Genomic DNA, 19,759 nt, shown 5'->3' with positions numbered 1-19,759 from the left:
AAAATGTATATTATTCTTTAGGTAAAGTTGTATTAGTATCTTTGGTAAATCTATCAACTAATCTTTTTTTATTTTTACCCGCCCAATCAAAGTTATATTTTATTAATTTTGCACCTTCAACTACTTTTGCTTCTTCAGGATTTATAGCATCTTTATTAGTAAGAAACTGGAATGAACCTACAGTTTTACCTAATTCCTGAACTTTTTTGGAAAGAACCCAGTCAATAAATTTTTTTGCATTTTCCTGATCAGGTCCGTTTTTAAGAAGAGCAACGCCTCCTATTTCAAAACCTGTACCTTCACTAGGAGTAGCTAAAATGATATCGCTGTATCCTTCTTTTTGATATTTAATACCGTCATGTAGGAAAGTAATTCCTATAGTAGCTTCACCTGTCCCGACCATTCTTCCTGGTGCGGTTCCGGATTTAGTATATTGTCTTACTTGACCGTTAAATTTTTTAAAATATTCCATAGCTTTTTCTTCTCCCATTAATTGGACAAGAGTTGCAAGCATTGTGTATGCTGTTCCTGAAGAACCCGGATGTGCCACAACTATTTCTCCTTTATATTCAGGTTTTAATAGATCGGCCCATGATGAAGGCATAGGTATTTTTTTCTCTTCAAGCATTTTTTTATTTCCTACAAATCCTAAATATCCTACGTATATTCCTGTCCAGTATCCTTTAGAATCTTTATATTCAGGTTTTATATTTGCAGCTTCAGGAGAAATGTAAGATTCTATAAGTCCTTCATCAATTGCTGCAATCATACCGTCAACAGGACCGCCGTACCAAACAGAAGCTGTCATATTGTCTTTTTCGGCTTTTAATCTTGCTAAAGTTTCTCCGCTACTTAACCTTACAAATTCAGTTTTTATTCCGGTTTCTTTTTCAAACTCCTGTGCAATTAAAGCAGCGTGATCTTCTTGCAATCCTGCATAAAATAAAAGTTTCCCCTTCCCCTCTTTTTTATCAGAGTCATCACTTGCCCCACATGATAAAGTAAGAATGATTAATAATATTGCTAAAAATATTTTTTTCATATTTCCCTCCTAATTTTTATATATTTTAAAATAGTTGATATGAATAAAATTAAAATAATCTTTTTATTAATATACCTCATTTTTTCAATATGTCAATAAAAAACAAATGTTTAAATATAAATTTAATAGTTTTGCAGTTAAATTTTATATGTTTTGTATAGGTTGACAAATTTATTTTAAAAGATATAATTTATTAAGACAAAATATAGAAAAGGAGTTAAATATGGATAATAAAAATATATACGGTTCCAAAAAATATATAATAGCACTGGATCAGGGAACGACAAGCTCGAGAGCCGTTATTTTCAATAAAAATACAGATATAATTTCATCAGCTCAAAGGGAGTACACTCAAATATATCCTCAACCGGGCTGGGTAGAGCACAATCCCATGGAAATATGGGCTACTCAAAGGTCAGTATTGACAGAAGTTATAGCGGCTTCAGGCATATCGCTCAAAGACGTTGCAGCTATAGGTATTACCAATCAGAGAGAAACTACAATAGTTTGGGATAAGAATACAGGAGAACCTGTTTACAATGCTATTGTCTGGCAATGCAGAAGAACGGCGGATATTTGTGAAAAGCTGAAAGAAAAAGGCTTGGAAGAATATATCAAAGAAAATACAGGCCTTATAATAGATGCTTATTTTTCGGGAACAAAGTTGAAATGGATACTTGATAATGTCGAAGGTGCGAGAGAAAAAGCCGAAAAAGGAGAACTTCTGTTCGGAACGGTAGATACTTGGCTCGTATGGAAACTGACGGCAGGAAAAGTTCATGTAACCGACTATACAAATGCTTCTCGTACAATGCTTTTTAATATTAAAGAGCTGAAATGGGATAAAAAGATATTGAAAGAGCTGAATATACCCGAAAGTATGTTGCCGGAAGTAAAAAATTCAAGCGAAATATACGGGTATACCAAAATGGGACTGACTATGGGAGAAGAAAGCGGAACAAATATTCCTATAGCGGGAATTGCGGGAGATCAGCAGGCGGCATTATTCGGTCAGACATGCTTTAATAAAGGAGATATTAAAAATACATATGGAACAGGCTGTTTTATGCTTATGAATACAGGAGAAAACTGTATAAAATCAAATAACGGTCTGCTTACGACTATTGCTGTAGGGATAAACGGTAAAGTGGAATATGCTCTCGAAGGAAGTGTATTTATCGCAGGGGCTGTAATTCAATGGTTAAGAGATGAGATGAAATTTTTCAGCGATGCTGCAGATACCGAATATTTTGCAACAAAAATAGAAGATAACGGCGGAGTTTATCTTGTTCCGGCATTTGTAGGATTAGCCTCTCCTTACTGGGATATGTATGCGAGAGGTACAATAGTAGGACTTACGAGAGGATCGAACAGAAATCATATAATAAGAGCGGCTTTGGAGTCTATAGCTTATCAGTCCAAGGACCTTATTGATGCAATGAAAGAAGATTCCAGATTGGATTTGACTTCTTTGAAAGTAGACGGAGGTGCTGTGGCAAATAACTTTTTAATGCAGTTTCAGTCGGATATATTGAATATTGAAGTATTAAGACCTGAAATTATAGAAATAACTGCATTGGGAGCAGCGTATCTCGCCGGACTTGCAACGGGCTTTTGGAAAGATAAAGAAGAAATAATAAAAAAACAGAAATTAAACAGAAAATTCATGCCGAATTTGAGCGAAGAACTTAGAAGTAAGTATTTCAAAGGGTGGAAAAAAGCTGTTGAAAAAGCTAAAAACTGGGAAGATGCTGAATAAAGATATTTGATAATTATGTAGAAAATTAATTTAAAAGGGCTGTAAGCAGAACAAAATTTTTGTTCTGAAATAGCCCTTAATTTTTTAGAATTAGATAATTGTAAACTGTCAACCTTCAAATTTTACAACGTGAAAAATGTGTTAGTGAGCGTTATGAAAACATCTTTTTTGTTTTCATAGCGAACGGGCATTTTTGAGTATGTAAAATTTGGGGTTGCCTGCAGGAGTGTGAGGACGGCGAGTCCTCACGACTTTGTGAACGGACATTTTTAAGTATACAAAATTCAGGATTATCAGCAAAAGTATAAGGACGGCGAGTCCTCACGAATTAGGAGTTGGAGCTTTTTAATCACTTGCCAGTAAAAGATCATCAATTTTTTTAGTAATCTTGTCTTTCAGTTCACTTTCTTCAAAATAATCAAGGATATAAGTTCCCCCTAAAATATTGAGATACATAATAGTTTCATTAAATATTTCTCTTTTAATTTTAACACCGTTCTTTTCAAAATCCAGTACGGAAGATAAAAATGCCCTTGTAATAGTCGGATTATTAGTGAAATTACTTGAAAACAGATAAAGAAGTTTCGTTCTGAAGTCAGTGTTGAATACTTCCAAAAGCTCAAAAGGATCTTCCCTGTTTTCGTCATAAGCCATTTTTCCTGCCCACCATAATCTTGAAAGAGTATGTTCTATAAGAGAACGTTTTCTCCCTTTGGAAAAGAAAAATGAATTCTTTATATTATTTATATATGACTTGTTTCTATCAAGATATAAACGGTACTGCATATAATTCCAAAAAGTGCTGTGAGCCATTCCGACCCATAAACTTTCGCTTGTAGCTTCGACTACAGATAAATCTTTCAGTGAGCTGTAAAGAATTTTAATGTTTTCTATATCACTTTTTTCAGGCTTTTCATAAGACATATTAAGTTCAAAATCGGGCACTTCCTTTTTAAAATCGAGAAAAGGAGAAACATCTCCGAAAAAACTGAATATCCATTCGTTTGTAGGCAATGCGTAATTTGAAAAATTGTTTTCTATATTTTTTCTTAATGTTTCAAGAGGTATTTCCTTTAAAAATTGTAATTTCATTCGATTTCCTCCTCTTCTGTTTCAAGCGAAGTCATTACTTGAAGACTTCTGCTCACGGGAAAGTTTATTATTTTCTGGGCAAGATTGTAAGAAAGTTCCCTTTCCAGAGATTCTTTATCAAGCTCAATGTCTATATTATTTAATACTTTCTTTATAGTTTTAAACCAGTTAAAGTCTTCGTAAATTTCCAAATCGGACTTTTTAAGATTTTCAAAAACGTAAATCAGTGCAGGAAATATAATCGAAGAATGAAGTAACGCCTGATAATTTCCTTTGGAAAGAAGAGCGTAATGCTCGTAATCTTTTTTTGAAAGGGAAATCTGCAGTTTGTCCTGAAGCATCTCAATTTCTATTCCGTCTTTTCTGTCCGATTCTCTTTTTATTATAAGAAATATTGAAGGAACTTGGGCAAGATTGTCTTTTTCCTTTTCGATTTCCACATTATACTGCTTAGCAATAGCAAGAATATTCGCCTTTTCAATAGTAAATGAAATTCCCTCATAATCGGGATTGAAATTTACATTGGAGTAATTTTCGATTTCTTTTTTTGCAACGATGAAAAAACATACATTTACTCTATTGTTCAGTTTGGATTCGGGAATCGTTACAGTCTCGGTACCTGTAGCTGATTTAACAATATTTCTGTAAGAAGTGGAAGAACATTCTATATGAAAAACATATTCCGCCAATCCTTTCCCGATAAGCTCTTTTAATCCTTCGTCATCAGTATTTGCAGTCAATTCAAAAATTATGCCGTTTCCCAGTTTATCGAGTTTTAAGTTTGAAGTAAAGACCGAGTTTATATAATCATCCGAAAAATAATTCAGCACCGGATAAGGATACAGTTTATACTCTATATTCATACAGTTCCACCTCCATTGAGCAGTCATCGGAATAATTTAATATGAAAGACAATGAAAATTTCTGATTTTCATAAAGATTATTCATATAAATTTTATCCTGTTTTATTCTTAAAGGACTTGCAACATTATCATTTTCGTAAGCATTTCTTATTCTTGCACGCAGATTGCTCTGCTCTCCCGAAAGGCTTATTCTCACACATGCGTCGGGAATATTCTTTTTCGGAGTAATAACAAGTTTGTATTTTCTCAACTTCTTATTTAAAAGAATAAGACGGATGTCCGCATCGGAAACAAGAGAGATTTTCTTAACTTTAAGAAAGCCGTTTTCGTCTTTAATTATGGAAAATTCTTTTTCAAGGTTGTTTTCTTCAACTTCATCAATTCCGAAAGGAGCATCCCCTGCATCGGGAGTTCCTTCGGTAAAGTTTCCCGTTTCTGAAGATTCGTTAAATTCTTCTCGGCTTTTCGGAGTGGTTTTCGCATTTCTTTTTCTCGGAACCGAATCTATAGATTTTAGATCCATTTTTTTTGTCTTGTCGCTTACTTTGTCTATTTTATCTTCTTCTTTTTTCTTTTCAAGGAATATAAGGTCATCAGGCAGGAAATCTCCTATACCGTCTGCGTCCATTTGATCCTCTACGGCATTTTTTCCGAGTTCTACGATTTTATTCCTTATAAAAAGTTTCAGCTCTTTCAGCATATTTTTTGCATTTTTGTCCGAATGTCTGTCAGGTTCCCAGCTGTCATGCTGAGGGCTTTCCATTTCTCTGAAATATCCGTTAAGTTTTTCACCTTTCAGAGTGAAAACCGCTGAAAACTGAAGTGAAGACGGAAATCTGTCCAAGTCGAAGATTTTCATCCCGTTACTTCTGGAAATTAAAACTTTTCTGTTAAGGTCGTCATATAAAATTCTCAGTTCAAAATCGTCCAAATCTTTAAAATTATCGCCTAAAAGGAAACTGTTATCTACAACATTATTGCCGGAAGTAGAAAGAAGTACTCTGTAATAATCAACGATAAAGTGATTTTTCTTTTTTTCACTTATTTTCAGATTGTCTATCGTTTCTTTCAGAGTTTCTCTTGAAATAACCGTTTCATCGACTTTTACGATAAGGTTTCTGTTATAAATCGATATAAGGAAATTTTCCAGTACGGCAAAAATAAGTTCTTCTTTCCATTTGGAATCTTCTCTGAATCCCAATATATAAAGATCTGTTCCTCTTCTTCCTTTTCTTTTAAAAGAATTATCCAAATTTAAATCCTTGAAAACAGGAGTATTTTTTTCAGTTTCGCCGTAGTATCCGATACCCTGTGTAAATCTATCTTCGCTTATAGGAAAGGAAATCAGTCTGGAAACACCTTGAGTAGCCAAAACATTTTCCGTATCAAAAGTAGAGTAAAATACTGTTCTTATGTCTGAACATGCAAAAGGAGCTGATTTTCCGATACCGTAGCTTCCTCCGGAAACAGAGGATTTATCCGAAATACCCGAAGATTTTACAAGACTTTGCCAAGGATTGATAGACATATTGGATTCTCTGGAACCTCTTAATCCTGTAGTATTGAAGTCGCTCGCTCTTAATATACTTATTTTCGGATTTTCCATTTTTTTACAGGCATTTTCAAAAAACTTTTTCGCCTTTTCGTCGGAATCCGAATGTAAACATTTTTTTAAAGCTTCATTCAGCTCTGAATATCCGGGAATACTATCCGTTTTAATGTTGAATTTTGAAAATTCTACGGTTACAGGTTCCGAAAAATTCAGTTGTGCATCAAGGGAATTTTGGCATATTTCCTTTGCCAGAGAGCCGAAAAGAGAACCTCTGAAAGTTTCAATCCCGGCTTCGCTTATTCCCATTCTTTGAGAGTAGTTACTCTCGGGGAAATTCCAATTTATACTCATATTTTTAACTGAAACAAATTAATTCAGCTTTGCCCTCCTTATTTTTATATATCTAATTTAACACGATTAATAAAAAACAGTCAAGCATAAAAATTAAAATTATGATATAATACCGTATAAACAGAGATTATAGTAAAAGAGGTTGAAAAATGAATAATATAAAAAGATATTACAATAAATTTAAAATGATGAACCCGAAAAATACCGAATTGAAATTAGCTGTAATTATTACAGTTTTAGGATTTATGCTTTTTAGAGGGATTTCGGATTTTAATTTTTCTTGGGATATAGTAATTTCACTGTGCGTGTTCGTAATTTCTATGACCTTGCACGAAGTTGCTCATGGATACGTGGCGTACAGATTCGGAGACGATACTGCCAAAAGAGCCGGACGGCTTACACTGAATCCTTTAAAACATCTGGATCTGTTCGGAATGCTGTTGCCTATACTGCTTATATTAAGCGGATTTCCTTTTGTAATAGGTTGGGCAAAGCCTGTTCCGGTTAATTTTTACAGATTGAAACCCAACAGATTGGGGCTTTTCTGCGTGGCAATAGCGGGAATTGTAGTGAATTTAATAATAGCCGGGATTTCGCTGATTGCTTTGAGAACTCTTGCACACTCGGTAGACTTTTTTATGTCCGACACACTGCTGACAGTATTTTTATATATGTATATAATAAATCTGGCACTGGCTTTTTTCAATCTGATACCGATTACGCCCCTTGACGGAGGAAGAATAGTATATTCAATGGCAGGAGAAAAAGTCAGAAGTTTTTACAATCAGATAGAAAAATACGGAATAATAATTGTATTTATAATAGTTTATTCGGGTGTTTTCAGAGGAATTTTCATGGAGCTTCTGGATTTTTTCATAAATCTGACAAATTTGGGAATACCTGTGGATGTTATATAGAAAGTCTAAAAAATTGTTTTAAAAGGAGATATAATGATGAAAAAAATATTGTTGATTTTAACGATGCTTTTCGGAATAAGTTTCGGAGCAAATGCCTTTACGAGAAAAGAATATATACAGGAAAATTTATCAAAATTGGGAATAAAACAGGAAATAATAAACGAAACAATCAAACTGGATAAAGAAATAGGAGATACGACTTTAAATGAAAGTTCTGAAGGCGGAACGACAGAAAAAAAGAGAACACAGCAGCTAAAAAAAGCGAAAGAACTTTTTAAAAAAGATAAAAATAACTATATTATCCTTGAAAAAATACTGGGAATAGCTAAGAGTAAAGAAAGAAATGAAGAAATAAAAGAATATGAAAATCTGTATTTAAAAGCAAAAATTCCTGAAGATGCTAAAAATTTCTTTCTTGGAGAATATTTTTTCCTTTCAGGTCAAAGAGATAAAATGAACGAATATTTTAAAAAAGTTAAAGACAGCAGTAAAAATGTATTTTATCTGAAAATGACGGAATTTTATAAAATGCTCGAAATGAAAGAAGAAGCCGAAAATAACAATAAAGATACTGAAAAAGAAAACAAAAGAATAAAAGAATTTATTTCTACAGGGATTATTAAAACGGGAGAATTGAATAAAATACTGAATAACAGTTCTCTCATGAAAGAATCGGGAATTTCCGATGAGGAAGTTTATTCAAGACAGTTGGATGTAGAGATTTTGAGAGTATTCTTTTATGTTTTTAACGATGAGCTTGAAAAAGGAATAGATGATTATATTCAAAATATTGCAAATAAGAAAGTATCCAAAGATGTCCTCGAATATAATAAGGAAAAAGATGTTTTTACTATGATGATGACAATAATGACTCCTGTTTTCAAAATTATGTTCGGAGCTTTAACGGATACGAAAAATAAAGATGAAATAAATGAAAAATCCATTGAAAAAATAATGAAAAAATTTATAAAAACTGAAAAATACAGACAATTTGAAAAAGAAGGACTTATGGACGAAATAAATTTAAAATGAGGTAAAATAAATTGAAAACAGTATCAAAAGAAACAATCATAGAATTTGAAGAAAAAAAATCAAAATTTATAGGATATATAAAGCCTGTTTCAAGTGTAAACGAAGCTGAAAAATTTATAAAATCGGTAAGGAAAAAGCATCCTGAAGCTACTCACAACGTTCCTCTTTACAGAGTAATGGAAAATGGACAGGAGTATTTTAAATATAATGATGATGGTGAGCCGACAAATACTGCGGGAAAACCTATGGCGGAAATACTTAATATACTTGACATTTATAATGTAGCAATAGTTGCTACAAGATACTTCGGAGGGATAAAACTGGGGGCAGGCGGTCTTATAAGAAACTATGCAAAAACTGCAAAACTTGCGATAAATGAGGCGGAAATAACGGAATATGTTGAAAAATCCGAATTTATACTGGATTATGATTATGAATCTACTTCGGAAGTAGATTCATTTTTGAATATAAACGGGGAAAAATACAATATAGAAATTTCCGAGAGAAATTATTCTGACAGAGTAACCTTGAAAATAAAGGCGAATAGTGATATAGAAGAAAAACTGAATGAGATGAGCAGGGTGATTGTGATAAGGTTGTAGAATGCAGTTTCTATAATAAAAATTTATTTTTTGTAAAAATATGTATTTTAATATACTGAAAAACCTAAAACATAAATAAAACAAATTTAAGTATTAAAAAATAATATGAAAAATAGTATTGACTTTTATTGAAAATAAAGGTATTCTTCTAAGGAAGATATAATGAAATTTGAAAATTTAATAAAACTAAAGAAAGGAGTTTTAATGAAGAAAATAAAAAATCTTTCTTTTTTTCTTCTTTTGTGTTCGGCTGTTGTTAATGCAGCTCCCAAAGATGAGGCAAACAGGCTTCTTGATAAAGAGCAGCAAAGACTTGAACAGGAAAGGCAACTTAATGAACAGGAAAACAGAAGAAAAGAAATTGAAGGCAGTAAATTTACTCCTGACATAGAAGTTAAATCTGTAGAAGAAGAAAATGTAACGACTTTTCTATTAAAAGACCTTCAAATAATAGATAAAGATAAACTTTTATCTGAGGGAGATAAATTTCAGTTAAGTAAAAAATACAAATATAAAGAAATAGGTGTGAAAGAATTAAATATATTATTGAATGAAGCTAATGCAATACTCGTAAAAAAGGGATATGTTACAAGCAGAATTAATGTTAATACCGACAATATACAGCAAGGGGAAATTACTTTTGAAGTAATAACGGGAAGAATAGATAAAATAAAACTGAATAACAACAGTTTTGCAGATAAATTAAAAATATTTTTTAATAAGCCCAAAACTAAAGGTAATGTGCTGAATATAAGAGATATAGATACAATGACAGATAATTTTAATAAAAATGCATCAAATAATTTTGCAGTAAACATAGAGCCCTCTGATAAAGAAGGCTTTTCTAATATAATTGCAAAAAACGAAATAAAAGGAAAAACAACAGTAAGTGTAGGATATAATAATTACGGAGATGAACAGGGAGGAAAAAACAGACTTAAGATAGGACTTGATATAGAAAGTCCCTTAGGAGTAAATGACCTTTTAAGTATGAATATACAGGGAGTAAAAAGAAAGAAAGTGGATAGAAGCTGGAAGATACCTGAATCACAACTTTTACCGGGACAAATAGCACCGAGCGGACCTGTACCGGGATACGATCCTAAGATACACGGATTACTTCCCCCTCAAAGACAGACTTTACTGTGGAATATAACATACAGAATACCTTTCAGAAGTTACTCGTTAGTATTAAGCGGAAATAAGAGTGTATACAGAAGGTCAACTTATGCGTATAACACAATATATGATTTATCAGGATCAAGTACATCACTGATGGCAAATTTATCAAAAATATTGTATCGAGATAATAAAAGTAAACTTACAGGAAATATAGAAATAAAAAGAAAAAACAGTAAGTCATATTTTGAAGATGTGGAACTGACAAACAGAAACTTAACAATAGGAACATTGGGAGTAAATTATGACTTTGCATTGTTTAAGGGAGTAAGCGGCTTATCTGTATCATACAGTAAAGGAATGAGAATATTCCATGGAGAAAAAGATATAGAAAAAGGAGAAACAGCACCGAAAGCTGAAGCAACAAGATACAATGCAAGTTTTTACTGGTATAAGCCCATAAAGAATGCAGCATTCAGACTGACAGCAGAAATGCAGAAGTCAAAAGATGTAAATTACGGAAGTGAAAAGGTGAGTATAGGGGGAATAGGAAGTGTACCCGGATATCAATATGATAATATATCAGGAGACAGCGGATATTCAGTATTGGCAGAACTATCATACACATTCAGATATGAAAAACAGAGACTGATACCGTATATATCATACGGAATAGGAGAAACAAAGAATAATCATGATGAATCCGAATACAGACTTGGGAAAGTAAAAGGAGGAAGTATAGGGATAAGATTTTCAAGTACATATTTTGATATAGATGTATCTTATGCAAAGGCATTCAGTCAAAGTGAGTATGTGAAACCTAAAAATCATGAGGTTTATGCGAGTATGACTGTAAAATATTCTTTTTAATATAAATCTACTTTTTTAAGAAAAAAGTAGCCAAAAATAACCGACTAAAATTTTACTAACTCGAAATAACATCATTCCACTATAAAAACAACAAACTCGCTACGCTCAGACAGTTGTTTTTATGACGTTACATTCGTATTTCTCGAAGTGAAATTTTAATGTCGGAGAGAAGAAAACATTTGTAATTGCAACATTCAGATTTTACAACGTGAAAAATGTGATAGTGAGCGTAAAATGAAAACAACTATTTTGTTTTCATAGCGAACGAACATTTTTGAGTCTGTAAAATATGAGTTGCCAAATTTTTTCGCTTCCTTTTTTGTAAAAAAGGAAGATATATGAAACACGAAAGGAGAAAATTATGAAAGAAATAAGAAAGGAATTAAATAGAGTAATAGCAGCACTTCTATTAAGTCTTTTTATGTCCTTTAATATATTCGGGGCAGGAATAGAAGTGGACCCTAATGTTCCTCAAAATGTAAATGTGGACAGAGCTCCAAACGGAGTACCTGTAATAAATATATCCACACCTACAGATAAAGGAACTTCCGTAAACTCCTTTAAAGAATTCAACGTAGACCAAAGGGGAGTCGAAATATTAAATAATACAGGAGTGGGAAGAGGACACTTATCAGGAATAGTAAATCCAAATCCTAACCTAAGACCAGGACAGGAAGCAAGAACAGTAGTATTTAAAGTGACAGGAGCAAACAGAAGTGAAATAGAAGGCTACATATCGGCATTATCACCAAGACCGATAAATCTTTTTATTGCAAATGAGAACGGAATATATGTAAACGGAGGAGGATTCATAAATGTAAATCGAGCAGCCCTTGTAACAGGAAAGATAAATATACAGGATGGAGATGTTGTGTCCTTTACAACAAGAGACGGAAAAGTAATAATAGGGGAAAAAGGACTCGATATATCAAATGTAGAAAGAGTAGATATAATAACAAGAACACAGGAACTGGCAGGAAAAATAGTAGGACAGAAAGATGTAAATATAATACTGGGGCAGAATGAAGTAAATCTTGCAGGAATAGTAACACCCATAATAACAGCAGATAATAAACCTGCATTATCATTAAACGGAGGAGCATTAGGCTCAATCTATTCAAACGGACAGGTAAACATCATATCGACAGAAAAAGGGATAGGAGTAAACTTAAAATCAAGTGTATTATCGGAAAATGATATAAGAATGAAAATAAACGGTAATGCAGATATAAAAGAAATCATATCAAAAAACGCGGAAATACAAACAGAAGACCTGAAAACAGACAAAATAAATGCAAATAATCTGAATATAACAGCAAAAGACTATGAAAACAGAAAAGAAATAACAGCTCAAAATGTAAATATATCATCATCAAACTTTAAAAATAGCGAACTTACAGCAGGAAACCTTACACTTAATACAGGAAATACAGAAAGTAACAAAATATCAGCAAACAGTGTAAATATAACGGGGAATAACCTGAAAACAAATGTAATGGAAGGACAGAATATAAGCCTTGCAATAAGTAATAACATAAATAATATAGGAAATATCCTTGCAAATAATCTTGATATTAATTCCAAAAGTTTAAACAGTAACGGGATAACAGCAGATAACCTGAAAATAAACAGCGAAACAATATCAAGTAATAAAATAGAAGCCGGCAATACAGAGATAAAAGGAATAAACCTTACAACCGATAAATTGAAAAGCCGAAATATAAACCTTGATATATCCCGAAATATAATAAATACAGGAAATATAACAGGAAGTAAGGTAAATGTAAATACCGGGGATATTAAAAATAATGAAATTATTTCAGATGAACTTAACTTGAATGCAACAAAAAATATCGACAGTAATATAATATATTCAAATACTGCAAAAATAAAAGCCGAAAATCTTGATTCAAACTCCATAGAAGGACAGAATATAAGTCTTGCAATAAGCAATAATATAAATAATAAAGGAAACATCTTGGCAGAGAATCTTAATATATCCTCAAAAGATATATCAAGTAATGAAATAAAGGCGAATAAAATAATTATAGATTCAAAAAATGTAACAAGTAAGAAACTGACTTCAAATGAAGCGAAAATAAAAGTCGAAAGTTTTGTGAATAACGAAAAGACAGATTCCAAATCTGCCGATTTTGATATACAGAAAAACTTTGAAAATAAAGGAACATTGGCAGTGGATAACTTAACATTGAAAGCTGACAATGTAAATAACGATGGGAAAATATCAACAGATAAAGCTAAAATCAATATAAATAAAAATATAATAAATAATAATGAAATAGCTTCAAATGATTTAACGTTAAAAACTGAAAATTTAATAAATAATAATAAAATGACAGTAGTAAAAGCAGATGTTACGGCAATAAAAGATGTAACAAATAACGGTTTAATAATTGGAAATGATATAGCAGTCTCTTCGCAGAACATAATAAATAAAAATAAGATAGAAGCAGATAAATTAATAACCGAAGCAACAGGGATAACAGAAAATAAAGGAGAAATATCTGCTAATGAATATACTTCAACAACGACAGACTTTGTGAATGAAAATATCATTTCAGTAGGAAAAGGAATAATAAACGCAACAAATACGATAAGAAATGATAACAAGATAAACGCCAATGAACTTACAGCAACATCAAAAACGTTTGTAAATAATAAGAAAGTGGAAACAGGCAAAGGAAATATAACAGCAACAGAAAATATAGAAAATAATGACTTAATCGCAGCAAATGACCTGACATTAAAAGGGAAAAATATAATAAATGCAAAAGGCAAAACAATATTTACAACAAACGAACTTACAGCCAATGCAAGTGAAAGTATAGTAAATAACGGAGCTGAAATATTATCTCAGGGAAAAATAAACTTAACTGCCGCAACAGTAGATAATAAAGTGGGTAAAATAAAGGGAAGCAGATTAGTAGACATAACGGCAAATGTAGTAAATAACATAGGAAAAGCGGGAGATCTGACAAAGTATAAAAAGTATTGGGAAGCATGGGACGGAACAATATATACGGATGAAACGAAGATGATGCAAAGAAATCAGCCTGGAAGCTGGGAGCGAAACTATTATGCAGATCCGAGTAATGAAGGGGATAAATGGCAGGTGTTTCATAATTGGCTTACAGGATTGAAAAAACCTGAAGAGCCGTCTTACATAGCAAAGAATATGGAAGATATAGTAAAAAACAGAATGCGTGCAAATGAAGACGGAATAATGTTAAATTCAGCAGAATTTCCGATAATACCCCTTGTAAATAAAATAGAAAGTGAAGCACAGACAGAGTTTGCGGTAATATCAGGAGGAGATGTAAAAATAACTTCCACAGGAGAAGTAAACAATATAGACGGAATAATATCATCAGACGGCTTAACAAAAGTAGATGCACCGAAAATAGTAAACAGAGTAACAATAGATACAAATAATCCCGTACAGTTAAGAGACGGAATGGAGAACTTAAAGTGGTGGTATCATAAAAGCAAACACAGTAAGAAATCGACATATTATGTGGGATATTACAGATTCCTATCTCCTACAATAAGAACAGCTTATGTAGCAGGACAACCAAGTGTAATAGAAGGAAAGATACTGTCGGTAGATACAAGCAAGATAGTAGGAGAATCTTATGAAGAAGCCAAAGGAAAACTAAGTACAAATCCTACATATTCAAAAAATGTAGATAAACAGAATATAGAAATAGTAAAAAATATATCAGGAATAACAGAAGTAAAGAATACTGGTATAATCCCGATAAATATATCGGGAATAAACACCGGCAACACAGGAATAAGCCAAAGAAATGGAATAAATATAGGGAGTCTTTATGTTCCTTCAACAGATCCGAGTTCAAGATATGTAATAGAAAACAGAACAGAGTTCATAACAAGAGGAAACTACTATGGAGGAGATTACTTCCTAAGCAGAATGGGTTATGTGGAAGACTGGGACAGAGTAAAACTGTTGGGAGATGCATATTATGATAATATGCTGATAGAACAGACATTAATGGAAAAACTGGGAACAAGATACATAAACGGACTGTCAGGAGAAAAGTTGACAAAACAACTGATAGATAATGCAACAACAGCGAAAAAAGACTTACAGTTAAGACAGGGAGTAGCTTTAACAAAAGACCAGATAAATAACTTAAAAAATGATATAATATGGTATGAATATGAAACATTAAACGGTAAAAAGACATTAGTACCTAAAATATATTTATCAAAAGCAACAATAGAAAAACTGGAAGTAGACGGAAGAAGTAAAATGTACGGGACCGACTATACATTGGTAAATATAAAAGGAGACTATGAAAATAAAGGACTTAAAATAGGTTCGACAACAGGAGTAACATTAGTAAAGGCAAATAAAGTAAGAAATGAAACAGTAGCAAATGAAAGAGCAGAAATAACAGGAAGACAAGTAAGAGTAACAGCTTTAGAAGGCAATATAGAAAATATAGGCGGAAAAATAGTATCAGTAGAAAGAACTGAATTAATAGCTAAAAACGGAGATATAATAAACAACGGAACAAAAGTAACAAAAGGTTATGACTTGGGAGAAAACTTCAGAAGTAAATACGAAGAACTGGGAAATATAGGAGAAATATCAGGATCGGCAGTTTATCTTGAGGCAAACAATTACAACAGCACAGGAGGAGCATTAGCGACAAAAAATCTTGAGTTACAATTAACAGGCAATATAAATGAAAATGCCCTTGAACTAAATGGAGATGACAGATTCGGAAGAAACAGCAGTAACTATCAAACATATAAGTCAAAAGAACATATAGGGTCTGGAATAGTAGCAGAAAAAGCAACAGGAAAAGTAGGAGATATAAACCTTAAAGGGTCAGCTTTTGTAGTAGAAGACGGAAAAGGACTGAAGGTAGGCAATGTAAAAGCAGAATCAGCAGTAAACGAATATGATGTAGAGAAAAGAACAGGACAGAAAGGATTAGGCTATAGAGAAAGCAGCTTTACCCAAAGTCATACAGAAGAAAATGCAGCAAGTAACTTTAAGATAGGTGAAAATGCAAATATATCAGGAACAGTAACAGGCATAGGAAGTAATATCTATATAGGAGATAACAGCTTTGTAGGAGGAAAAGTAACAACAGACTCAAGAGAGTTGCATAATACTTACTATAATGAAGAAAAGAAAAGCGGCTTCAGTGCAAGTGCAAAGGGAACGAGTGTAAGTGCAGGATACGGAAAGAGTAAAAATACATATGATGAAAAAAGCACAATAAATGCAAAATCAAGTCTGCATGTAGGACATAATACGACTTTAAATAACGGAGCAGAGATAACAGCGACAGACTTTGAGCATGGAAAGATAGAAATAAATAACGGAGATGTAACATACGGAGCAAGAAAAGACACAAGAGATGTATCGACAACCTCAAAGAGCAGCTATATAGGAGTAACAGCAAGTGTAAAAAGTCCAGCCCTTGACAGAGTAAAACAGGCAAAAGAAGCAGTAGATCAGATAAAAAAAGGAGATACAGTAGGAGGAGCAGTAAATGCTGTAAACTTTATGACCGGTACTGTACATGGCCTTGCAGGAAATCAAGGAAACAGACAAAGAAACTACGATAAAAATGGAAGTGTAGGAAAACAGGGAGTAAAAGATGCTTCGGCAAATAACAACTTCTATGCGAATATAGGATTGGATGTAGGATTTAATACATCAAAAAGTGAAACAAACTCTCATGAAGAAAGTGCAGTAGTAACGACAATAAAAGGCATTAACGAAGAGTCAAGCATAACGTATAATAACGTAAAGAACATAAACTACATAGGAACACAGGCAAAAGATACAAAATTCATCTATAATGATGTAGAAAATATCAATAAAGAAGCAGTAGAGTTACATAACAGTTACAGCAGTAATTCAAAAGGTTTCGGAATAAGTGCAGGAGCAACAGTAGGATACGGACATAAAATACAGACGACAGGCAACGGTGGAAGTGTATCAGTAACAAGAAGTAATATGAATACAGAAGAAACACTGTATCAGAATGGAAGATTTACGAATGTAGAAGAAGTTCATAACGGCACAAAAAATATGAGACTGAGTGGCTTTAATCAGGAAGGTGGCAAAGTAACAGGAACAATAGAAAACCTTGTAGAAGAAAGTAAACAGAACATAAGTAAAACAACAGGAAGTAGCAGTGGAGTAACACTGGGGATAGGTTCAAACGGAGTACCGAGTTCAGCTTCAATAAGCGGAAGCAGAACGAATGGAAGCAGAGCCTATGTAGATAATCAGACAACATTTATCTTGGGAGAAGGAAGTAACCTTACAATAGGGAAAGTGGAAAATACGGCAGGAATAATAGGAGTGGAAGGAAACGGAAAACTAAAGATAAATGAATACAAAGGAAAAGATTTACATAATCATGATAACTTAACAACAACAGGTGGCTCAATAGGAGTGGACTTTGGAAAAGGCGGAGCAAAAGTCAATGGAATAGGCGTAAACAATGAAAGCCATAGAAAAGGAGGCATAACACGACATACAGTAATAGGAAATGTAGAAATAGGAAGTGCAACAGGAAGCCCTATAAACAGAGACAGAAGTAAAGCCAATGAAACAACAAGAGATGACCACAGCAGTACAAATGTGTATATAGAAGGACAGACAATAGATTATGCAACAAACCCTTCAAAACTTAAAGAAGATATAGGGAAAGCAAAAGACGAGATAGGAGATATAGGAAGAGCAATAAAAGAATCATTAAATGACAGAGGAGATGATAACAGAAACTTCTTAGGACAGTTAAGTGAGACAAGAATACAAAGAACCATAGAAAACATAGCAGGAGAAAGACTGAAAGTATCAACAACCCAGGAAGATATATCAAAGACACTAAAAGATACTTACAAAGACTTAGGCTATGATATAAATATAGTATTTACGACACCGGACAAAGCACCGCAACTAATAGATGAGAAAGGAAAAATAAAGGCAGGAACAGCGTATGTAGGAGAAGACGGAAAACATACGATAATAATAAACACAGAAGCAAAAGAAAACCAAGACAGAGCAGGGTTAATCGGAACGATAACAGAAGAAGGCAGTCATGTAATAGGAAAAGTAGAAGGAAGACAAAGAAAAGTACCAGAAGGTTCGGAAGAAAAAGGGTTGGAAAGTACGGGAAGAGCAACGAATGACTTCTTTAATAAGACGTATCAGGAAGGAAATATACAGATACAGACAAAGTCAGATGGAAAAGATTACAGTAAAGCTGATTTTGGTGAACATGTTGGAGATAAAGAATATAAGTTACTAGGAAAAATGAGTGCAGAAGAAATAATAAGGAATTCTAGAGAATATATATTAGAATCTAAAAAACAGGGATTGATTCATTCAGCAGAAGCTTTGGAACATTTTTTAAATAATAAAGGAACATCATTGAAAATTGATGAAGAATGGTATAGAGGTTATGATGATGTAAAAAAAGCAGAGCAGAGAAATATTAATAGATTTTTTTCCATAGAGTCAGGAAAAAGTGAGGGTGGAGAATGGTTCTCAGGATTTAAAGGAACACCATTAGTAGCACTTGATAAAATAAATAAAGACTATGGAGGATTTGATAAAATGAAAATAGGCGAATCTATAGAATTCAATGATTATTGGAAAACATCTGTTAAAATATCCGAAAAAGAAGATATAAAAAAAGCAGCAGACTTTTTTTTCACATTTGGTGCTACAATATTGAAAACAGAAGCAAAAGTTAAAGTAAAGAAGATTGATCAAGAGAATGTGAGTATAGAAATATCGAATGTCAAATATTCAATAGAAGATATGTATGACTGGCATCCTGGAAAAATAAGAATGCTCAATAAAAATGTTAAGTTTGATGAGAAATTAATTGAAGAAAAAACAGGGTTAAAAAATGTTTCAATTAATTTTGAAGATTCCGCTATGAAAAAATTAGTTAATGAAAAAAAAGCTAAAGAATTTAAGTTTGAATTAGAATATAAGGGAAGAGATAGAAGTAATAATATAAACATGAAGAAAATATTGAAGAAATATATGAAGATTGGAGGAGCTTGGAGAGAAAAATGGTTTTAGTATTAAAAAAAGGAATTATGCTCTTATTATTGTGGATATTTTGTATAATTTTATTTTCAGGAAGTGATATTTATGAGCAATTTATATTATTTGTTTTTAATATAATAATAACATTTCGTATTTTGTTTGATATAAAATATAGAAATAGAATATTGCTAATAAATTTATTTAGTTTTTTATTATTTATATTAATATTACCGAATATATATTACTTAGAAATTTATAAAATATATATATGCATGTATATATACATAATTATGTATATAATATTATTATATTGTGCTTTTAAAAATTATAAAAAAGGATGTTTAATAATATTATTAATTATGCTGTTTTTTACATTTTTTTCTTTCGTGAAAAGTTATAATAGAGTTTATGATTTTAGAAAACAAGAATTATATAAAATTATTGATATAATGAAAGATCAAAATTGAAATATCTTAATTTTTG

General features: G+C 32.3%; 10 protein-coding genes. 6 read left to right on the top strand and 4 right to left on the bottom strand.

Annotated elements, in window-relative coordinates; all coding sequences use genetic code 11:
• Window positions 1–10: 10 nt before the first annotated feature.
• Window positions 11–1,042 carry an ABC transporter substrate-binding protein gene (locus FVE72_RS10340; protein ID WP_026738268.1) on the bottom strand — a complete coding sequence of 344 codons (1,032 nt, stop codon included), beginning with the start codon at window positions 1,040–1,042 and terminating at the stop codon, window positions 11–13.
• 223 nt (window positions 1,043–1,265) lie between these two features.
• Here FVE72_RS10340 and glpK point away from each other — a divergent pair, with 223 nt between their 5' ends.
• Complete coding sequence (gene glpK, locus FVE72_RS10335; protein WP_026738267.1) at window positions 1,266–2,801, top strand: glycerol kinase GlpK; 1,536 nt, start codon at window positions 1,266–1,268, stop codon at window positions 2,799–2,801.
• Between the two features lie 345 nt (window positions 2,802–3,146).
• Here glpK and FVE72_RS10330 read toward each other — a convergent pair whose 3' ends face one another.
• The 3 genes from FVE72_RS10330 to FVE72_RS10320 are packed head-to-tail and all read right to left on the bottom strand — an operon-like array spanning window position 3,147 to window position 6,659.
• Window positions 3,147–3,893, bottom strand: coding sequence for a DUF6339 family protein (locus FVE72_RS10330; protein ID WP_006807198.1), 747 nt, complete (start codon window positions 3,891–3,893; stop codon window positions 3,147–3,149).
• Window positions 3,890–4,756, bottom strand: a complete 867-nt coding sequence (locus FVE72_RS10325) for a hypothetical protein (protein WP_026738266.1) — start codon at window positions 4,754–4,756, stop codon at window positions 3,890–3,892. The genes FVE72_RS10330 and FVE72_RS10325 overlap by 4 nt, the downstream gene beginning before the upstream one ends.
• Window positions 4,740–6,659 carry a hypothetical protein gene (locus tag FVE72_RS10320; protein ID WP_026738265.1) on the bottom strand — a complete coding sequence of 640 codons (1,920 nt, stop codon included), beginning with the start codon at window positions 6,657–6,659 and terminating at the stop codon, window positions 4,740–4,742. Before FVE72_RS10320 ends, FVE72_RS10325 begins: the two co-directional genes overlap by 17 nt.
• Window positions 6,660–6,808: 149 nt before the next feature.
• Between FVE72_RS10320 and FVE72_RS10315 the strand changes: the two genes are divergently transcribed.
• The 5 genes from FVE72_RS10315 to FVE72_RS10295 all read left to right on the top strand — a co-directional run bounded on the left by FVE72_RS10315 (window position 6,809) and on the right by FVE72_RS10295 (window position 19,309).
• Window positions 6,809–7,576, top strand: coding sequence for a site-2 protease family protein (locus FVE72_RS10315; RefSeq protein WP_026738264.1), 768 nt, complete (start codon window positions 6,809–6,811; stop codon window positions 7,574–7,576).
• A gap of 36 nt (window positions 7,577–7,612) precedes the next feature.
• Entirely contained in the window at window positions 7,613–8,608 is a 996-nt protein-coding gene (locus tag FVE72_RS10310; protein WP_026738263.1) for a hypothetical protein, read from the top strand.
• An 11-nt stretch (window positions 8,609–8,619) separates the two neighbouring features.
• A complete protein-coding gene (locus FVE72_RS10305; RefSeq protein WP_026738262.1) occupies window positions 8,620–9,210 on the top strand; it encodes an IMPACT family protein in 591 nt (196 codons plus the stop codon).
• Between the two features lie 204 nt (window positions 9,211–9,414).
• Window positions 9,415–11,199 carry a ShlB/FhaC/HecB family hemolysin secretion/activation protein gene (locus FVE72_RS10300; protein WP_026738261.1) on the top strand — a complete coding sequence of 595 codons (1,785 nt, stop codon included), beginning with the start codon at window positions 9,415–9,417 and terminating at the stop codon, window positions 11,197–11,199.
• Window positions 11,200–11,560: 361 nt separating this feature from the next.
• Window positions 11,561–19,309: a two-partner secretion domain-containing protein gene (locus tag FVE72_RS10295; RefSeq protein ID WP_026738260.1), complete on the top strand. Its 7,749-nt coding sequence runs from the start codon at window positions 11,561–11,563 to the stop codon at window positions 19,307–19,309.
• The last annotated feature ends 450 nt before the right edge of the window (window positions 19,310–19,759 follow it).

This window comes from Pseudoleptotrichia goodfellowii (assembly GCF_007990505.1).
Taxonomy (GTDB): Bacteria; Fusobacteriota; Fusobacteriia; order Fusobacteriales; family Leptotrichiaceae; genus Pseudoleptotrichia; species Pseudoleptotrichia goodfellowii.
Note: the sequence above shows the minus strand (reverse complement) of the source record. Positions and strands in the feature narration are given on the sequence as shown.

Excerpts from the sequence above, each read along its gene's own strand:
- glpK (WP_026738267.1), top strand. The coding sequence starts at position 1,266 with ATGGATAATAAAAATATATACGGTTCCAAAAAATATATAATAGCACTG.
- FVE72_RS10320 (WP_026738265.1), bottom strand. The coding sequence starts at position 6,659 with ATGAGTATAAATTGGAATTTCCCCGAGAGTAACTACTCTCAAAGAATG.
- FVE72_RS10300 (WP_026738261.1), top strand. The coding sequence starts at position 9,415 with ATGAAGAAAATAAAAAATCTTTCTTTTTTTCTTCTTTTGTGTTCGGCT.
- FVE72_RS10295 (WP_026738260.1), top strand. The coding sequence starts at position 11,561 with ATGAAAGAAATAAGAAAGGAATTAAATAGAGTAATAGCAGCACTTCTA.
- FVE72_RS10330 (WP_006807198.1), bottom strand. The coding sequence starts at position 3,893 with ATGAAATTACAATTTTTAAAGGAAATACCTCTTGAAACATTAAGAAAA.
- FVE72_RS10325 (WP_026738266.1), bottom strand. The coding sequence starts at position 4,756 with ATGAATATAGAGTATAAACTGTATCCTTATCCGGTGCTGAATTATTTT.
- FVE72_RS10315 (WP_026738264.1), top strand. The coding sequence starts at position 6,809 with ATGAATAATATAAAAAGATATTACAATAAATTTAAAATGATGAACCCG.
- FVE72_RS10340 (WP_026738268.1), bottom strand. The coding sequence starts at position 1,042 with ATGAAAAAAATATTTTTAGCAATATTATTAATCATTCTTACTTTATCA.
- FVE72_RS10310 (WP_026738263.1), top strand. The coding sequence starts at position 7,613 with ATGAAAAAAATATTGTTGATTTTAACGATGCTTTTCGGAATAAGTTTC.